General features: G+C 72.2%; 11 protein-coding genes. 3 read left to right on the top strand and 8 right to left on the bottom strand.

From position 1 onward, the window contains the following. Positions 1 to 570: 570 nt before the first annotated feature. Complete coding sequence (locus ACOJUF_RS04780) at positions 571 to 1,677, bottom strand: ring-opening amidohydrolase (protein WP_420120720.1); 1,107 nt, start codon at positions 1,675 to 1,677, stop codon at positions 571 to 573. A 414-nt stretch (positions 1,678 to 2,091) separates the two neighbouring features. On the opposite strand from ACOJUF_RS04780, the gene ACOJUF_RS04775 reads away from it, so the two are divergent. Beyond that, positions 2,092 to 3,525, top strand: coding sequence for a glycosyltransferase 87 family protein (locus tag ACOJUF_RS04775; RefSeq protein WP_420120719.1), 1,434 nt, complete (start codon positions 2,092 to 2,094; stop codon positions 3,523 to 3,525). A gap of 28 nt (positions 3,526 to 3,553) precedes the next feature. On the opposite strand, the gene ACOJUF_RS04770 is transcribed toward ACOJUF_RS04775, so the two are convergent. After that, positions 3,554 to 4,423 carry a helix-turn-helix domain-containing protein gene (locus tag ACOJUF_RS04770; RefSeq protein WP_420120718.1) on the bottom strand — a complete coding sequence of 290 codons (870 nt, stop codon included), beginning with the start codon at positions 4,421 to 4,423 and terminating at the stop codon, positions 3,554 to 3,556. Between the two features lie 154 nt (positions 4,424 to 4,577). Between ACOJUF_RS04770 and ACOJUF_RS04765 the strand changes: the two genes are divergently transcribed. Beyond that, positions 4,578 to 5,093: a hypothetical protein gene (locus tag ACOJUF_RS04765; RefSeq protein WP_420120717.1), complete on the top strand. Its 516-nt coding sequence runs from the start codon at positions 4,578 to 4,580 to the stop codon at positions 5,091 to 5,093. A gap of 43 nt (positions 5,094 to 5,136) precedes the next feature. Here the strand turns inward: ACOJUF_RS04765 and ACOJUF_RS04760 are convergent, their stop codons facing one another. The 4 genes from ACOJUF_RS04760 to ilvA all read right to left on the bottom strand — a co-directional run bounded on the left by ACOJUF_RS04760 (position 5,137) and on the right by ilvA (position 11,978). After that, positions 5,137 to 6,546 (bottom strand): glutamate decarboxylase, encoded by a 1,410-nt coding sequence (locus ACOJUF_RS04760; protein WP_420120716.1) that lies wholly within the window; start codon positions 6,544 to 6,546, stop codon positions 5,137 to 5,139. 182 nt (positions 6,547 to 6,728) lie between these two features. Further along, a complete protein-coding gene (locus tag ACOJUF_RS04755) occupies positions 6,729 to 8,621 on the bottom strand; it encodes a hydantoinase B/oxoprolinase family protein (RefSeq protein WP_420120715.1) in 1,893 nt (630 codons plus the stop codon). Then, a complete protein-coding gene (locus ACOJUF_RS04750; RefSeq protein ID WP_420120714.1) occupies positions 8,621 to 10,696 on the bottom strand; it encodes a hydantoinase/oxoprolinase family protein in 2,076 nt (691 codons plus the stop codon). The genes ACOJUF_RS04755 and ACOJUF_RS04750 overlap by 1 nt, the downstream gene beginning before the upstream one ends. A gap of 19 nt (positions 10,697 to 10,715) precedes the next feature. Next, positions 10,716 to 11,978, bottom strand: a complete 1,263-nt coding sequence (gene ilvA, locus ACOJUF_RS04745) for a threonine ammonia-lyase IlvA (protein WP_420120713.1) — start codon at positions 11,976 to 11,978, stop codon at positions 10,716 to 10,718. A gap of 98 nt (positions 11,979 to 12,076) precedes the next feature. Between ilvA and ACOJUF_RS04740 the strand changes: the two genes are divergently transcribed. Continuing rightward, a complete protein-coding gene (locus tag ACOJUF_RS04740; protein ID WP_420120722.1) occupies positions 12,077 to 12,877 on the top strand; it encodes a DeoR/GlpR family DNA-binding transcription regulator in 801 nt (266 codons plus the stop codon). A 30-nt stretch (positions 12,878 to 12,907) separates the two neighbouring features. Here ACOJUF_RS04740 and ACOJUF_RS04735 read toward each other — a convergent pair whose 3' ends face one another. Then, a complete protein-coding gene (locus ACOJUF_RS04735; protein WP_420120712.1) occupies positions 12,908 to 14,152 on the bottom strand; it encodes an ROK family protein in 1,245 nt (414 codons plus the stop codon). Between the two features lie 192 nt (positions 14,153 to 14,344). Further along, a complete protein-coding gene (locus tag ACOJUF_RS04730; protein WP_420120711.1) occupies positions 14,345 to 15,631 on the bottom strand; it encodes a sugar ABC transporter permease in 1,287 nt (428 codons plus the stop codon). Between the last annotated feature and the right edge of the window lie 93 nt (positions 15,632 to 15,724).

Below are 15,724 nucleotides of genomic sequence, written 5' to 3'. Positions count from 1 at the left end.
AACAAGATCAACGATCAACACCGCCGCTTGACAGACATAGAAGCGTCAACTCACCCCGAATGTGACCGGTGGGACGGGAGTCGACGACTTCGTCCGCGCGGGTATCCACATTCCCGAGTGTGGACACACACAAGCTGGTGGTGTCCACATGGGTGTCACCGCCGACGACCGCGTCGACGGAATCTGCCACAGTAGGCATGGCTCTTTGCTCTCCTTCCAGAGCTCGGGCCAACAAAGGGTCGACGCTGGCCTGGAGGACCCACCCACGGCACATCTGTGACGGGTCACCCGAAACCTCGCGCGAACGAGGGACCGGGGCTAGGCTTCTGATCAGGCCACCAGGTGAGCAGGCCGGCGTCGGCGCCCAGGACGACACGTCAACTCGAAGGCACGCCCAAGCGGCCAGATCCACGCCGAGTCAATCCCGAACACCAACACCGAACCCTGCCAGAACCACCAGAACCGGTGCCCCACCCAGACTCACAGATCCGCGCGGCAGCGGGGTCGGGGGCGCGGCGGGTCGGGGGGCGCGGCGGGTCGGGGGTGCTGGGTGGCCGGGGTGCGCGGGGATCAGCCGAGGTCGACGATGGCGGCGACGGGGCCGCCGCCATCGGGGCCCTGGTGGGCGGCGGAGACCGAGACGAAGGCGGCCGGGTCACCAGTGACGGCGGCGGTGACCCCGCCGACGCAGGCCTTGATCTGCCGGTGCCAGTGCACGTCGGAGTCGTCGAGCATGGCGTTGCGCCGGCCGCGGACCTGGCCGTCCTGCGAGGCCTCGCACTTGAGGAAGACGTTGACCAGCCGGCCGTCGAGGTCGGACGGGTGCGGGCGATCGGGCAGCTCGAGGCCGGCGTCGCGGATGGCCGCCCAGATGCCGTCGGCGTCCAGCGCGTCCCGCATGACGGAATGGCCGATCCGGTAACGGCCGCCGAGGCCGCGGACATTGCCGACCACGACGACCTGCGCCTGGTCGAGCTCGACCCCGGACGAGCAGGAGGCCACCGAGGAGAACAGCGACCGGTCGTGCATGACGTCGGCGTCCCCCGGCATCTCGATCTCGCCCAGCGCGACCGCGATGCCGAGCGCGGTGCACCCGTTGGACAGGTCCATCGACTCGTGGGTGTGCTCGGTCCAGACGGTCTGGCCACGCTGCTTGGCGTCGCGGATCGTGTGGATCGACAGCAGCGGGGTCTTGGTCTGGACGTAGTGCACGTCGGCGGGATCGCTGATGCCGGCCCGGGCCATCGCCTCCCGCACCGCGGCCGCCACCTTGGTGATCATCGCGGTGCGGCCGATGTCCTCGGGCAGCAGCTGCTCGCTCATCGCGAAGCCGACCGTCAGCCGCGGTTCGTCCGTCGGCGGGACGACGCCGTCGGGCACGGTGGCGAACACGGTGGCGTGCGGGGACAGCACGCCGTCGGTGCCGCCCGACCAGACGATCGGGATCTGCCGGATCTCGTCGGTCGACCGCGAGCCGGCCGATCCGATCGCCTCGCGGAACGCCCGGTCGGCGATGATCCGCGTGTAGTCGTTGACGCCGCCGTTGCCCTCGGTCTTGCCGATCACCGCGACGACCCGGTCGGGATCGATGACGCCGGCGTCGAACAGCGCGGTCAGCTCGGAGGCGTCCGACACGCTGTGCAGGGGGATCTTGCGGACCTCGATCGGCGACGGCATGCGGGCTCCTCCCGGGTCGGTGTGGGCCGACCGTACCCAACGCCCGACCGGACCGGCCCACCCGCCGTCCCCCGGGAGCCGCCGGCCGCCGCGCCGGCCGTGGTCGGATCGAAATGTGGTGCCGCTCACATTTGGCCGTGCCTTTACTCCCGACGCCCGGCGCCGCCATTGTTTGACCATTTCTTTACTCGACCGCCCCCGACGGGGGCAGGAGCGCCGGAAAGGCTTTCCATGGTGCCGGTGACGTCGCCTCGACCGATCTGACCAGCGGTTTCATCGGCCTTGAACGGGGAACGTGCAGGTTGCTCGGCACCGACGTGATCTTTCCGATGTACCGGAATGGTCAAATGGGTACCGATCATTTAGCGGTTCTTGCGATAATCACCAACCGTGACACATGTTGATCGAACAACCATGACCTCCATGCGCGTGGTGCGCTGGTGGGATTCGTTGCCGCGCGCGACCCGGGTGGTCGTCGTCGTGCTGCCGGTCCTCCTGGCCGCCTTCGCGGCCTGGGCGTTCAACGAGGTCATCGGTCAGGATCATCACCAGTTCGACCTGCGGCTGTACTACGACGCGATCAACTTCTGGACTTCTGGCCACGATCTGTACGCGTATTCGCAGCCCGATCCGGTCAACATCGAGCTCGGTTTCACCTACCCGCCGGTCGGCGCCCTGCTGATGACGCCGATGGCGCTGCTGCCCTACCCGGCAGTCCTCGTGCTGTCGATGGTGGGCATCGTCGCGGCCGGCGCGGCCTTCGTCTACCTCGTGCTGCGTGAGCGGGTCCGGCTGCCCAAGCCGCTGATGCTGGCCGCGGTCGGTGTCGTCACCGCTTTCGCGTTCACCCTCGAGCCGTTCCGGCAGACCCTGTCGTTCGGCCAGATCAACATCTACCTGGTGCTGCTCGTCGCGGTCGACCTGCTGGTGCTCGGCCGCCGCGGCAGCAGGTGGACGGGCGTCGGCATCGGCCTGGCCACGGCGATCAAGCTGACCCCGGGCATCTTCATCCTGTACCTGCTCGTCGTGGGCCGGTGGCGGGCCGCGCTCACCGCGATCGGCACCGTCATCGCCGCGAACCTGGTCAGCCTGGTCATCGCGCCGGCGGAGACCTGGAAGTACTTCACCGCCCTGATGTGGGAGACCTCCCGGGTCGGCTTCCTGGACACCACCATGAACCAGTCGATCAACGGCCTGCTGGCCCGCATCGACTCCCCGCTCGCCCCGGCCCGGCTGCCGTGGTTGATCCTGGCCGCCCTGGTCGTGGTCGTCGGCTTCTGGCGCGCCCGCCGGGCGGCGCTGGCCGGCGACGAACTGGCCGCCATGACCCTGGCCGGCCTGGTCGGCGTACTGGTCAGCCCGGTGAGCTGGGTGCACCACATCATCTGGATCTTCCCGACGATGCTCATCATCGCGATGCAGCTGCGGCGCGCGATCGGTGAGCTGGCCGCCGACACCAGCGGCTACCGGTCATCGGACGGGGTCCTGCTGCGCCGGATCGCCCAGGTCGTCGGCTACTCGATGCTGATGACGACGGGCCTGGCCGTCTGGTGCATCCCGACGGCGTCGCTGATGGACGTCAAGGACTGGGAGTACGAGCGCGGCGGTGTCGTGCTCGCCTTCGCCGGCAGCGTTCAGTTGCTCTGGCTGCTGATCGCCCTGGCCGTGCTGCCGCTGGAGAAGGCGGCCGGCGCCGGTCCGGTCGCGCGCGCCCCGCGCTCCCCCGGCGAGCCGATCACCGGGTCGACGCCGGTCACCGCCGTGGACACCGGCTCGGTGCCGGCCGCGGCCCGGGCGAACCGGGTCGTGCTGCCCGCTCCGACGTCGGGCGCGGAACCGCGCAGCTGATCGCCGGGCCGGTCAGCCGCCGGGCCCGTCAGCCGCCGGAGCCGCGAGCGGCGGCCCGCAGTTGCGCGGCCACGGTGCGGCCCAGCCCCAGCGGCCAGCGGTCCATGACGTAGTCGACGGCCTCGTCGACCTTGAGCTGCCGGGTGGAGTTGCCGTTGCGCACCCACAGCTCCGGCTGCGTGCCGCCCTTGCCCGGCCGCAGGAACACCGGGCGCGGCGAGGCCGGGCAGGTCACCCGGCAGACGTAGGTCTCGGACCCGTCGACCGTCACCGGGGTGAAGTCGATGACGACCTGGACGGCGGCGGGCTGGCCCAGCGTGGTCGCCAGCAGGTCCCGCAGCCACAGCTCGTAGCGATCCGGGTCGGGCGACTTGACCACGGCGAAGTCGTTCGCCAGCCCGACCGGTTCGCCGGCGTCGTTGACGCCGATCAGCAGCGTCCCGCCGTCGGCGTTGAGGAAGCCGGACACCGCCTTGGCGATGACCAGTTCGATCTTCTCGTCGCGCGCCTTGGTGTGCAGGTTCCACCGGGCGCTGGACTTGAACTCCAACCGGTCCGACTCGCCCCGGCGGATCAGCTCGTCGACGGACTGGACCGGACGGGCCGGCTGCAGCCGGGCCGCGACCGTCGCGAACAGCGCCAGCAGCAGCATGGTGAGCCCGACGGCGATGCCGATGACGATCACGTCCCACGGCTCGGCGTCCACGCCGCGAACGAGGCCGCCGAGGAGCAACCCCCCGGACACCCCGAGGACCGCGATCACCGTGGTCGCGCTGGTGGACAGCGTGACCCGCCCGCGCAGCAGCCACCGGGCGAGCTGGCCGATCAGGTACGCCACGAGCAGCCACGACGGCAGCGCCACGGCGATCGCGAACACCGACTCCTGTCCGTACACCACGACGGGGCAGCCTAGTTGGCTGAGCCTGCGAGGCCACCATCGAGCACGGGAGGGGTGGCCTGGGTGAATGCGGCGACGGAGGAGCCGGATTCGTCAGGAGACCCCTAGTCGGCGCCTGCGGGGCCGGGTCCGGCGAGCGGCCTAGGGTGCAGGCATGGTTGACCGCACCGCCGGGCCCGTCGCCACCGGCGATCGGATGGACGACGTCGCCGAGGTGCATCGGGCGCTCGGCCGCTACCCGCCGGGACGGGCCGACCGCGTCCTGTATTCGGCGCTGGGACTGACGTTCCTGGTTCCCGGGCTGCTCGGGCTGGTCGCCGGGAACCTCTGGGCCGTGCCGCCGGTGATCGCGGGCGCCCTGTGCCTGGCGCTCGGCTGGCTGGTGCCGGCGACGATCGTGAGCCGGTCTGGCTTCCGGCGCGGCCGCTTCCTCCGGCCGGTCCCGTGGTCGGCCGTGACCACGGTCCACCCGCCCCCGCGGGGCGGTGACGTCCAGGTGCGGCTGCGCGACGATCGGGTGCTGCGGCTGGACGGGGTGAAGGCCGACCGGCTGGCCGGCATCGTGCTGCTGGCCCACGCGGCCACCTCGGCTCCCGTCCCGGCGCCGGTCCCGGCGACACCCGCGCCGGCGTCCGGACCGGAGCCGGACGCGGAGCAGGATCCGGTGTGAGCCCGTCCCCGCGCGCCGCGGCCGGCGCGCGGGGACGGCGGGATCAGTGCCGGAAGCCGGTCGGCCCGCTGAGCACCTTGTCGCTGCCGGCCTCCTCGTTCAACGACTCCACGGCCGCGACCAGCTCGCCGAAGAACAGCTCGGCCAGGTCCATCGAGAACCCGTTGCGCACGACGACGCGCAGCACCGCGAGATCCTCGCGGTTGGCCGGGAACGTGTAGGCCGGCACCTGCCAGCCGCGTTCCCGCATCCGCCGGGACAGGGCGAACACGTCCCAACCGGTGACCTTCTCGGACGTGGTGAACGCGAACACGGGCAGCTCGTCGCCCTTGGTGATCAGGCGGAACTCCGGCCGCTCGCCGATCTTCCCGGACAGCGCCAGCGCGACGTTGCGGGAGGACTGCTGCACCGCGGTGTAGCCGGACCGCCCGAGCCGGAAGAAGTTGTAGTACTGCGCGATGACCTCGGAGCCGGGGCGGGAGAAGTTCAGCGCGAAGGTCGGCATGTTGCCGCCCAGGTAGTTGACGTTGAACACCAGCTCCTCGGGCAGGTGCTCCTTGTCCCGCCAGATGATCCAGCCGACGCCCGGGTAGACCAGGCCGTACTTGTGCCCGGAGGTGTTGATGGAGACCACCCGCGGCAGCCGGAAGTCCCACTCCAGGTCGGGGTCCAGGAACGGCGCGATCATGCCGCCGGACGCGCCGTCGACGTGCAGCGGGATGTCCGGACCGCCGTCGGCGGCCAGCTTGTCCAGGGCCGCGGAGATCTCGGCGACCGGCTCGTACCGGCCGTCGAAGGTCGACCCGAGGATGGCCACCACGCCGATCGTGTTCTCGTCGACGGCGGCCACCGCGGACGGCGCGTCCAGGTAGACGCGATCGCCCTCCATCGGCACCAGGCGCGGCTCGACGTCCCAGTACCGGCAGAACTTGTCCCAGCAGACCTGGACGTTGATGCCCATCACCAGGTTGGGCTTGCGCACGGTCAGGTCGCCGCCCTCGGCCCGGACCTTGGCCTCCCACCGGCGCTTGAGGGCCAGCCCGGCCAGCATGCACGCCTCGCTGGAGCCGGTGGTCGAGCACCCGGTCGCGTCCTCCGGGTTCGGCGCGTGCCACAGGTCGGCGATGATCGAGACGCAGCGCCGCTCGATCTCCGCGGTCTGCGGGTACTCGTCCTTGTCGATCATGTTCTTGTCGGCGCACTCGCTCATCAGCTGGAGGGCCTGCGGCTCCATCCAGGTGGTGACGAAGGTGGCCAGGTTCAGCCGGGCGCTGCCGTCGAGCAGCAACTCCTCCTTGATCAGCTGGTACGCCATGTCCGGGGGCACCGGATTGTCGTGCAGTGCGTGCTGCGGCACGGCGAAGGCGTCGCCGACGGCCGGGGCGGCCAGCAGCGCGAACGGGTTGGTGTGGGGGGTGCGGGTCGGCTTGGACGCGCCGGAGTGCAGGGCCATGCGGGGAGTATCACGCAGCCCCCCGGGGGCCGCGTCGCCCAGGACGGATGAGGACCCGAACGGGTCCGGCGGGCACGTCGGGTGGACCGCCGGGCTGCTCCCTCCGGGTCCCGGCCGGTCCGCCGGAGCCCGCTGCACCTGTCCCTCCCGGCACCGGCCGGCGCCCCGCCCGGCTCCCGGGGTCAGGGCCGGTCGACCTCCGCGAAGGCCCGGCCACCGGCCAGCCGCGCGTAGCCGGGACCTCGATCGAACATGGGCGCGTCCGGCCCGCCGCGCGCGGATTCCGCCGCCGACCGGAGCGCCCGCTCCGCGGCGGTCGCCGCCTCGTCCACGACGGGGTCGTCGGCCGACCCGGTGAGCACCACGCCGTAATCCCGGCGGGCCCCCTCGATCGACACCTTGCGCCACCGGACGTCCCGCACCACCTCGGCGACCGGTCGGGTCAGCGGATCGCCCCACCCGCCGCCCCCGGTCGTGCGGATGCGGATGACCTCCCCGGCCCGGACCGGCTCGGCGTCGGCCAGCGCGTCCACCACCCGCTCGTGGGGCCCGCCGGGATCGATGACGACCTCGAACGGCCGGCCGGCGCGGCCGCCCGCCACCCCCCAGCAGGACAGGATCGACCGGTCGGCGATCGACATGAAGTGGGCGTCGACCAGCATCCGGATGTGCTTGTCGTACCCCAGCCCGCCGCGATAGCGGCCGGGACCGCCGGAATCCAGGGCCAGGCCCAGCCGCTCCACCACGAACGGGAAGCGCGCCTCGGAGAACTCGGTGGGCAGGTTCCGCGAGTCCGGGACGACGTGCACGGTGTCCTCGCCGTCGGCGTAGGGCCGGCCGCCGGACCCGCCGCCGAGCACCTCCCGCATCAGGTAGGAGCGGCCGGCCGGGTCGGTGCCGTAGACGCCGGTGTACCGGATCGTCTCCTGGTCGGCCGGCATCCGGCCGCCGGTCGCCTTGGCCAGCACCCCGGCCAGCACGCCGAGCAGCCGCAGGATGACGAACGTCCGTGCGTTGGTCGGGGCCGGGAAGACGGGGGTGAGCAGCGTGCCCTTGGGCGGGAAGCGCATCTCGATGAGCGGGACGACCCCCTCGTTGGCGTTCAGCTCGGCCATCCGCGCCGGGTCGCCGGCCAGGTTCCGCAGCACCGGGGCCAGCCACTTGGCCAGGAACACGCCGTCGCTGTAGTCGGCGCAGTGGTTGATCGGCCCGCGGGCCTGCGGCGACGTGCCGGTGAAGTCGAGCACGATGCGCGCGTCGGTGACACCGTCGCCGGCGGAGAGCTTGGTCAGCGTGATCCGCTGGGCGTGCAGCCGGGGCGGGTCGACGCCGTCGTGCTCGGCGTAGTCCTCCCAGACGTACTCGCCGTCCGGGATCCTGGCCAGCAGTTCGGTGCGGTACGCCTGCGTGGTCGCCGCCAGGATCGACTCGAAGGCCGCCTCGACGTCCGTCCGGCCGTAACGGTCGAACAGGTCGGCGATGCGCCGTGCGCCCATCAGGCAGGCGCTGCACTCGGCGTCCAGGTCGGCCGACAGCGATTCGGGCATCCGCGAGTTCCGGGTCATGATCTTCAACGCCGCCTCGTTCGGCACCCCGGCCGCCCACAGCCGGATCGGCGGCACCATCAGCCCCTCCTCGAACACGCTGGTGGCGCGCGAGGGCATGGAACCGGGGACCGTGCCGCCGATGTCGTCGTGGTGGCCGAACGCCTGGACGAACGCGACGACGGCGCCGTCATGGAACACCGGGACGGTGACGCACAGGTCGGGCAGGTGCCCGATGCCGCCCTCGGACAGGTAGACGTCGTTGTGGAAGAACACGTCACCGGGCCGCATCGTGGCGATCGGGTAGTCGCGGACGACCGGTTGCACCAGCGCCGAGTACGAGCGCCCGGTGAGCTTGCGCATCCGCACGTCGTGGATGCCGACCCGGAAGTCGTGGGCGTCCCGGATCATCGGCGACCGGGCGGTGCGGCCGATCGCCGTCTCGACCTCGGACTCGACGGACGCCAGGGTGCCGGCGACGATCTCGACCAGGATGGGGTCCGGGGTCGGGTCGGACATCGGCTCGGTCATCACGCCCGCTCCAGCAGCAGATTGGCGAACCGGTCGACCCGCGCCCGGTAGCCGGGGTGCACCGGCACCGTCGAGCCGAACTCCTGGACGACGGCCGGCCCGTCGACGACGTCACCGGCGCCCAGGCTCGAGCGGTCGACCACGACGGCCTCGACCCAGCCGTCGAACCGGACCCGGCGGCGCCCGAGCGGCTCGATCTCCCCGGTGCCGTCGTCGATCTCGGGGATGGGCGGGCGCTGGACCGGGCCGGTGCCGGCGGTGCGCAGGTTGACCCACTCGACCGGTTGATCCGGCCGGCCGCGGAAGTCGTAGCCGTACCGGGCGCGGTGCGCGTCGTGGAACCCGCGCACCACCGCGTCCGCCCAGTCCCGGGTGACCGCGCCGTCCGGGCAATCCAGGCCGACCTCGTACGCCTGGCCCAGGTAGCGCAGGTCGGCCACCCGCTGCACCCGCCCGGCGCCGTTGCCGAATCCCTCCCGGCGCAACGACTCCCGCGTGGTGGCGGCCAGCGCGTCGAAGGCACCGGCCAGGGCGGGCAGATCGAGGTCGTCGTCCCGGGCCACCCAGGTGCGTACGTCGTCGCAGCGGACGTCGACGGTGAGCAACCCGTAGGCGGAGACGTTCCCCGGGTCCGGCGGCACCAGCACGGCCGGCGCGCCGAGCAGGTCCAGCAGCCGGCAGGCCAGCAACGAACCGGACCCTCCGAAGGTGACCAGCGGGAAGTCCCGCACGTCCAATCCGCGGCCGGTGGTGATGCGCCGCAACGCATTCGCCTGATTCCAGGCGAAGATCTCCAGGATCCCGCCGGCGCACGTCTCGGGGTCGAGCCCGAGATCGCCGGCCACCCGCCCGATCGCCGATCGGGCCGCGCCGGCGTCCAGGGGCACGCCGCCGCCGAGCAGGTGCGGCGGGATGCGGCCGAGCAGCAGCGCGGCGTCGGTGACGGTCGGCTCGGTGCCGCCCCGGCCGTAGCAGGCGGGCCCGGGATCGGCCCCGGCGGAGCGGGGACCCACCTTGAGGGTGCCCTCCGGGGAGGCCCAGGCGATCGAGCCGCCGCCGGCGCCGACCGTGACCACGTCGACCATCGGCACCCGGACCGGGAAGGAGCCCACCGCGGCGTCGGTGGTCACCGACGCCCGGCCGGCCCGCACCACGGCGACGTCGGTGGAGGTGCCGCCGCCGTCACAGGTGACCACCGAGTCGCAGCCGGCCCGTGCCGCGATCTCGGCGGCGCCGAGGACGCCGGCGGCCGGACCGGAGAGCACCGTGCTGATGGGCTGCTCGACCACCTCGGCCGCCGACAGCACCCCGCCGTTGGACCGCATGATGGAGAACGGCAGCCGCCGGCCCGGGTCGAGCTCGTCCAGCCGCCGCTGGATGGTCGACACGTACTGCGCGACGGCCGGTTTCACCGCCGCGTCGACCAGCGTGGTCATCGCCCGTTCGTACTCCCGGTACTCCGGCAGCACCCGGGAGGACAGCGACAGCACCGCCTGCGGGTACTCGCGGCGGACGATCCGCTCCAGCGCGCGCTCGTGCGCGTCGTCGGCGTAGGAGTGCAGGAGGCAGACCCCGATCGCGGCCACCCCCCGCTCGCGCAGGAAGCGGACCGCGGCCACGGCGGAATCATCGTCGAACGGCCGGATCTCGCGGCCGCCGGGGTCCAGCCGGCCGCCGACCGTGCGGACCAGGTCGGCCGGCACGATCCGCGGCGGCTTGACCCAGAAGTAGGAGTTGCCGTACCCGTCGGGCACCGACTGCCGGGCGATCTCCAGAATCGATTCGTACCCCTCGGTGGTGATCAGCCCGATCGAGCTCACCGCGCCCTGGAGCAGGTGGTTGGTGGCCACGGTGGTGCCGTGCCGGACCGATTCCACGTCGGCCGGGCCGGCGCCGAGCCGTTCCAGGGCCAGGGTCACGCCCCGCAGGAAGGCGATCGAGGGATCGGCCGGGGTCGACGGGGTCTTGGTGCTGATCCGGCGGGGCGGGCCACCGCCGGCATCGGTGACCACGGCGACCACGTCGGTGAAGGTGCCCCCGGTGTCGATCCCGATGCGGATCATGCTGTCGGCCATCGCCTTCCGTCGTCGCGGCTCAGGTCAGGTACCGGTAGGCGGCGGAGCCGGGCAGGATCCGCTCGACCTCCATCGAGGCGGCCGCCATCCGGTCGAGCAACGAGGCCAGGCCGTCCGCGGTGCCCAGCTCGATGCCGACGAGAGCCGGTCCGGTCTCCCGGTTGTTGCGCTTGACGTACTCGAACAGCGTGATGTCGTCGTCGGGCCCGAGCACCTCGTCCAGGAAGCGGCGCAGCGCGCCCGGCTCCTGCGGGAAGTTGACCAGGAAGTAGTGCTTGAGTCCCAGATGCACCAGGGAGCGTTCGAGAATCTCGCCGTAGCGGGAGACGTCGTTGTTGCCGCCGGAAACGATCACCACCACGGTGGCGCCCGGAGCCAGGTCGAGCCCGCGCACCGCGGCGGCGGCCAGCGCGCCGGCCGGCTCGGCGACGATGCCCTCGTTCTGGTAGAGGCCGAGCATCTCGGTGCAGATCGCCCCTTCGTCCACCGCGACGAGCTCGACCGGCCGGGCGGCGACGATCCGGTACGTCAGATCTCCGATCCGCCGCACCGCGGCCCCGTCGACGAAGGGGTCGAGGCCGTCGAGCGCGACCGGCCGGCCCGCGTCCAGCGCGGCCCGCATCGACGCGGCGCCGGCCGGCTCGGCCCCGACCACCCGGACCTGGGGCGCCCGTTCCCGCAGGTAGGTCAGCACGCCGGAGAGCAGGCCGCCGCCGCCGACCGGGACGACGATGACGTCCGGGATGCGGCCGAGCTGCTGCAGCAGTTCCCGGACCACCGTGCCCTGGCCGGCGATGGTGCGGGCGTCGTCGAACGGCGCGACCGGCACCGCCCCGGTCTGATCGGCATGCCGGGCCGCGGCCGCGGCGGCGTCGTCGAACGTGTCGCCGGTCATCACCAGTTCGACGGTGCCGGCGCCGTGCGACAGGATCCGGTCACGCTTCTGCCGCGGGGTGGTGTTGGGCAGGTAGATGCGGCCCTTGATGTCCAGGACCCGGCAGGCGAAGGCCACGCCCTGGGCGTGGTTGCCGGCGCTCGCGCACACCACCCCCGCCGCCCGCTCGGCCGGAGACAGCTGGGCCATCAAGTTGTAGGCGCCGCGCAGCTTGTACGAGCGGACCACCTGCAGGACCTCGCGCTTGAGCAGCACGGTGACCCCGGCCTCCTGGCTGAGCCGGACGCATTCCTCCAGCGGCGTGACCGTCGCGATGCCGTGCAGCCGCCGGGCCGCGGCGTCGATGTCGGCCGCCCGGACCGGAGCGGGATCACTGCTGTCCAGCATCGCTCGATCTTGTCACGGCGGTCGCCGGCGCACGCATGAGACGAGATTCATCGAACAGGTACCAACATCGCCACGTTCGATTCGGTACGTTGACTGTCGTGCTCGCCGCGATGCGCCAGGCCAGGATCCTGGAGGAGGTCCGCCGGACCGGCGGTGCCCGCGTCGCCCATCTGACCGCGCTGCTCGGCGTCTCGGACATGACGGTCCGCCGCGACCTGGAGGCCCTGGACCGCAAGGGCCTGCTGTCCAAGGTGCACGGCGGGGCGACCGCCATGGAGACCGCGTCGGCCGTCGAACCGGGTTTCGAGGTCACCAGCCTGCGCGAGGTGCCCGAGAAGGAGGCGATCGCCGCCCGCGCGGCCGAGCTGATCCGGCCGGGGATGGCGATCGCGATCACCGCCGGGTCGACGACCTGGACGCTGGCGCGGCACCTGGGCGACATCGCGAACCTGACCGTGGTGACCAACTCGCTCAAGGTCGCGGAGGTGCTGCACGCCCGGCAGCGTCCGGACCTGACCGTGGTGCTGACCGGCGGCCTGCGCACCCCGTCCGACGGCCTGGTCGGACCGGTTGCGGTGCAGGCGATCCGGTCGCTGCACGTGGACATGGCGATCATGGGGGTGCACGGCATCGACGAGCGGGCCGGACTGACCACCCCGAACCTGCTGGAGGCCGAGACCAACCGGGCGCAGGTCGAATCGGCTCGCCGGGTCGTGGTGCTGGCCGACCACACCAAGTGGGGCGTGGTCGGTCTCGCCCAGTTCGCGCCGCTGCGCGCGGTCACCACCCTGCTGACCGACGACCAGTTGCCCGCGCACGCCGCCGAGGTGCTGCACGACCAGGTGCCCGAGGTGATCATCATCCCGACCGGGGAGCCCCCGCCCGACGCCGGACCCTGAGCACCGCCCGGCGCTCCGGCCGGCCTCGCGTCATCCGGCCGGGCGGATCCGGGCCAGCGTCGGGTCGTCGATGAGCTGGGCGATGCCCGCGTGCGCGGCCCCCAGCGAGGCCGCCTCGAACTGCAGCTCGGAGAACTCGACCCGGCTGACCGAGCCGGCCAGCAGGCGGGACCGAAGCTCGGCCAGCACCGGCTCGCGGTAGTACTCGCGCAGCACGGAGAAATGTCCACCGAGCACGAAGGTGTCGGGGTTGAGGATGTTGTTCAGCACCGACATCCCGATGCCCAGCCAGTGGGCCTGTTCCTCGATCACGGCCAGGACCCGACGGTCCCCGGCCGCGGCGCGCCGGTTGATCTGCCCCAGCCGGGCCCCGAGGTCGGACGGGTGGGTCGACGGTGTGTCGCCCGGCTCGGCCAGCGCGTCCAGCAACGCCGACAGGCTGACCGCGGTCTCCCAGCAGCCGCGCTGGCCGCAGCCGCACAACCGGTCCGGCGACCCGACCGCGATGTGCCCGACCTCGCCGGCGAAACCGGCGGCGCCCCGGACGATCCGGCCGTCGACGATCATGCCGGCGCCCACCCCGACCGCGCCGGCCAGGTAGAGCAGGTTCCGCGACCGGGACGCCTCCCCCACCGCGTGGTGGGCGATCGCCCCCATGTTGGCGTCGTTGTCGACACCGATCCGGGCGTCGTTCCACTGCAGCCGGCCCATCAGCGTGTGGACGATGTCGACGTCCCGCCAGTGCAGGTTGGGGGCCATGGCGAGCATGCCGGCGTCGGCGTCGATCAGGCCCGGGATGGCCAGGTGCAGGCTCTGCACCTGGTCCACGCGGCTGCCGGCCTCGGCGACCAGCGCGCGGGCGACGTCGGCCACCTCGCCCAGCGCCCGGGCCGGGCCCAGTTCGGCGATCGACCGGCCGATCCGCTGCCGGGCCAGCACGGTGCCGCGCAGGTCGAGGACCATGCCGGTGATGTAGTCGACCTGCAGCTCGATCCCCAGGAAGCGCACGCCGCCGGGATCGAGCTCGACCACCCGGCCGGGCCGGCCCAGACCGTTGCGCTCGACCGGTCCTTCCAGCACCAGGCCCCGCTCGATCAGCTCGGCGACCAGGCTGGACCCGGTGGCCTTGGTCAGGCCGGTGTCGTCGGCCAGCCGGGCCCGGGACCGGGCGCCGCCCGCGGCCAGGTTGTTCAGCAGGAGGGACAGGTTGAGGCGCCGGACGGTGGCCTGATCGGCAGGGGTCGATCCGGCACTGGATCGAACGGCGATCGGCACTGACCAACCCTTCGACGAGCGGGGACGGGAACGGGCGGGGACGGGCGGGGACGGGTGGGAGCCGGCGGGCGCCGGGAGGAGCGGAGAGCGGGCGACGGCCGGTCCGGAACCGTTGGGGCACAACGCTTCCGGCTCGGTCGGAGGGTCGCCAACCTGCCCCGGACATCTCGTCCGGGGCAGGTCGCGGGTGACTCAGCGACCGGCGCCGGCCCGGCGGCGGCGGCTGATCGCGTCGACGCTGGCGGCCAGCAGGAGCACCAGGCCGGTCACGATGTACTTGATGTACGCCTGCAGACCCAGCAGGCCCAGCCCGTTGTCGATGACGGCGATGACCAGACCACCGATGATCGCGTCCCGGGCCTTGCCCTTGCCGCCGAACAGCGAGGTGCCGCCGATGACGGCCGCCGCGACGGCGTACAGCAGGGTGTTGCCGGCACCGGCGTCCGGCGTCACCGAGCTGAGCCGGGACGCCGCGATGATGCCGGAGGCGACCGCCATCGCCGAGCTGATGACGAAGCAGGCGATGGTGATGTTGCCGACCCGGATACCGGCCCGGCGGGCTGCCTCGGCGTTCCCGCCGACCGCGTAGACGTGCCGGCCGAACGCGGTGCGGTTCTGCACGAACGTCCAGAAGACCAGCAGCACACCGACGATCGGGGCGATCCAGGGGATGCCCTCGAGCACGATGGCACCCTTGGAACGGTTCTGCGACAGCAGGAACGTCGCCCCGAGCAGCAGGACGGCGATCAGCGCGATGCGCAGCAGGATCACCTGCAGCGGCGGCGTGACCAGGTTCGCCGCCCGGCGGCGCTGGTAGACGATCAGGTTGATGCCGGCGTAGGCCGCGATCGACGCGATCACCACGATCCAGCCGAGCGTCACCGGCATGTTGCCGTTGGAGATGGCGAAGATGACGTCGTTGTTGATCGGGACGGTGCCGCCGGTGCCGATGATCCAGAGCAGAACACCCTGGTAGGCCAGGAACGTCGCCAGCGTCACGACGAAGGACGGGATGCCGACCGCCGAGACCAGGACGCCGGTGAAGATGCCCATCACGACGCCGACCGCCAGCGCGATCAACACCGTCGCGTACCAGGGCAGGCCCTTGAGCAGCATCTCGGCCATCACGCCCGCGCCCACGCCGCCGATCACGCCGGCGGACAGGTCGATGTGGCCGAGCAGCAGCACGAAGCCGATGCCCATGGCGAGCACGCAGATCGAGCCGGCCTGGGTCAGCAGGTTGGCCAGGTTGAAGGTCGACAGGAACGTGCCCGGCGAGGCGATCGTGAAGACGATCAGCAGCACGACCAGGCCGAGGATGGCCGGCAGCGAGCCGACGTCACCGGCCCGCAGCTTGTTCAGGTAACCCTGCCAGTACTGGCCGAGCGAGACCGGGCCCGCCGCGTCCGCGGCGAACATCGCCCGCGCCTCGACGTCGTCGACCTTCTTGGTCAGGCTCGGGGGCTTCTCAGTCGTCATGCCGCAGCCCTCCTCGGGGCGCTCGCGGGCTCCGCGCCCCTCCAGCGGGCTTCGCCGCTGTGCCGATGATTCGCTCGCTGACGCTCGCTCATG

It is taken from the genome of Nakamurella sp., assembly GCF_048594475.1.
Lineage (GTDB): Bacteria > Actinomycetota > Actinomycetes > Mycobacteriales > Nakamurellaceae > Nakamurella.
Note: the sequence above shows the minus strand (reverse complement) of the source record. Positions and strands in the feature narration are given on the sequence as shown.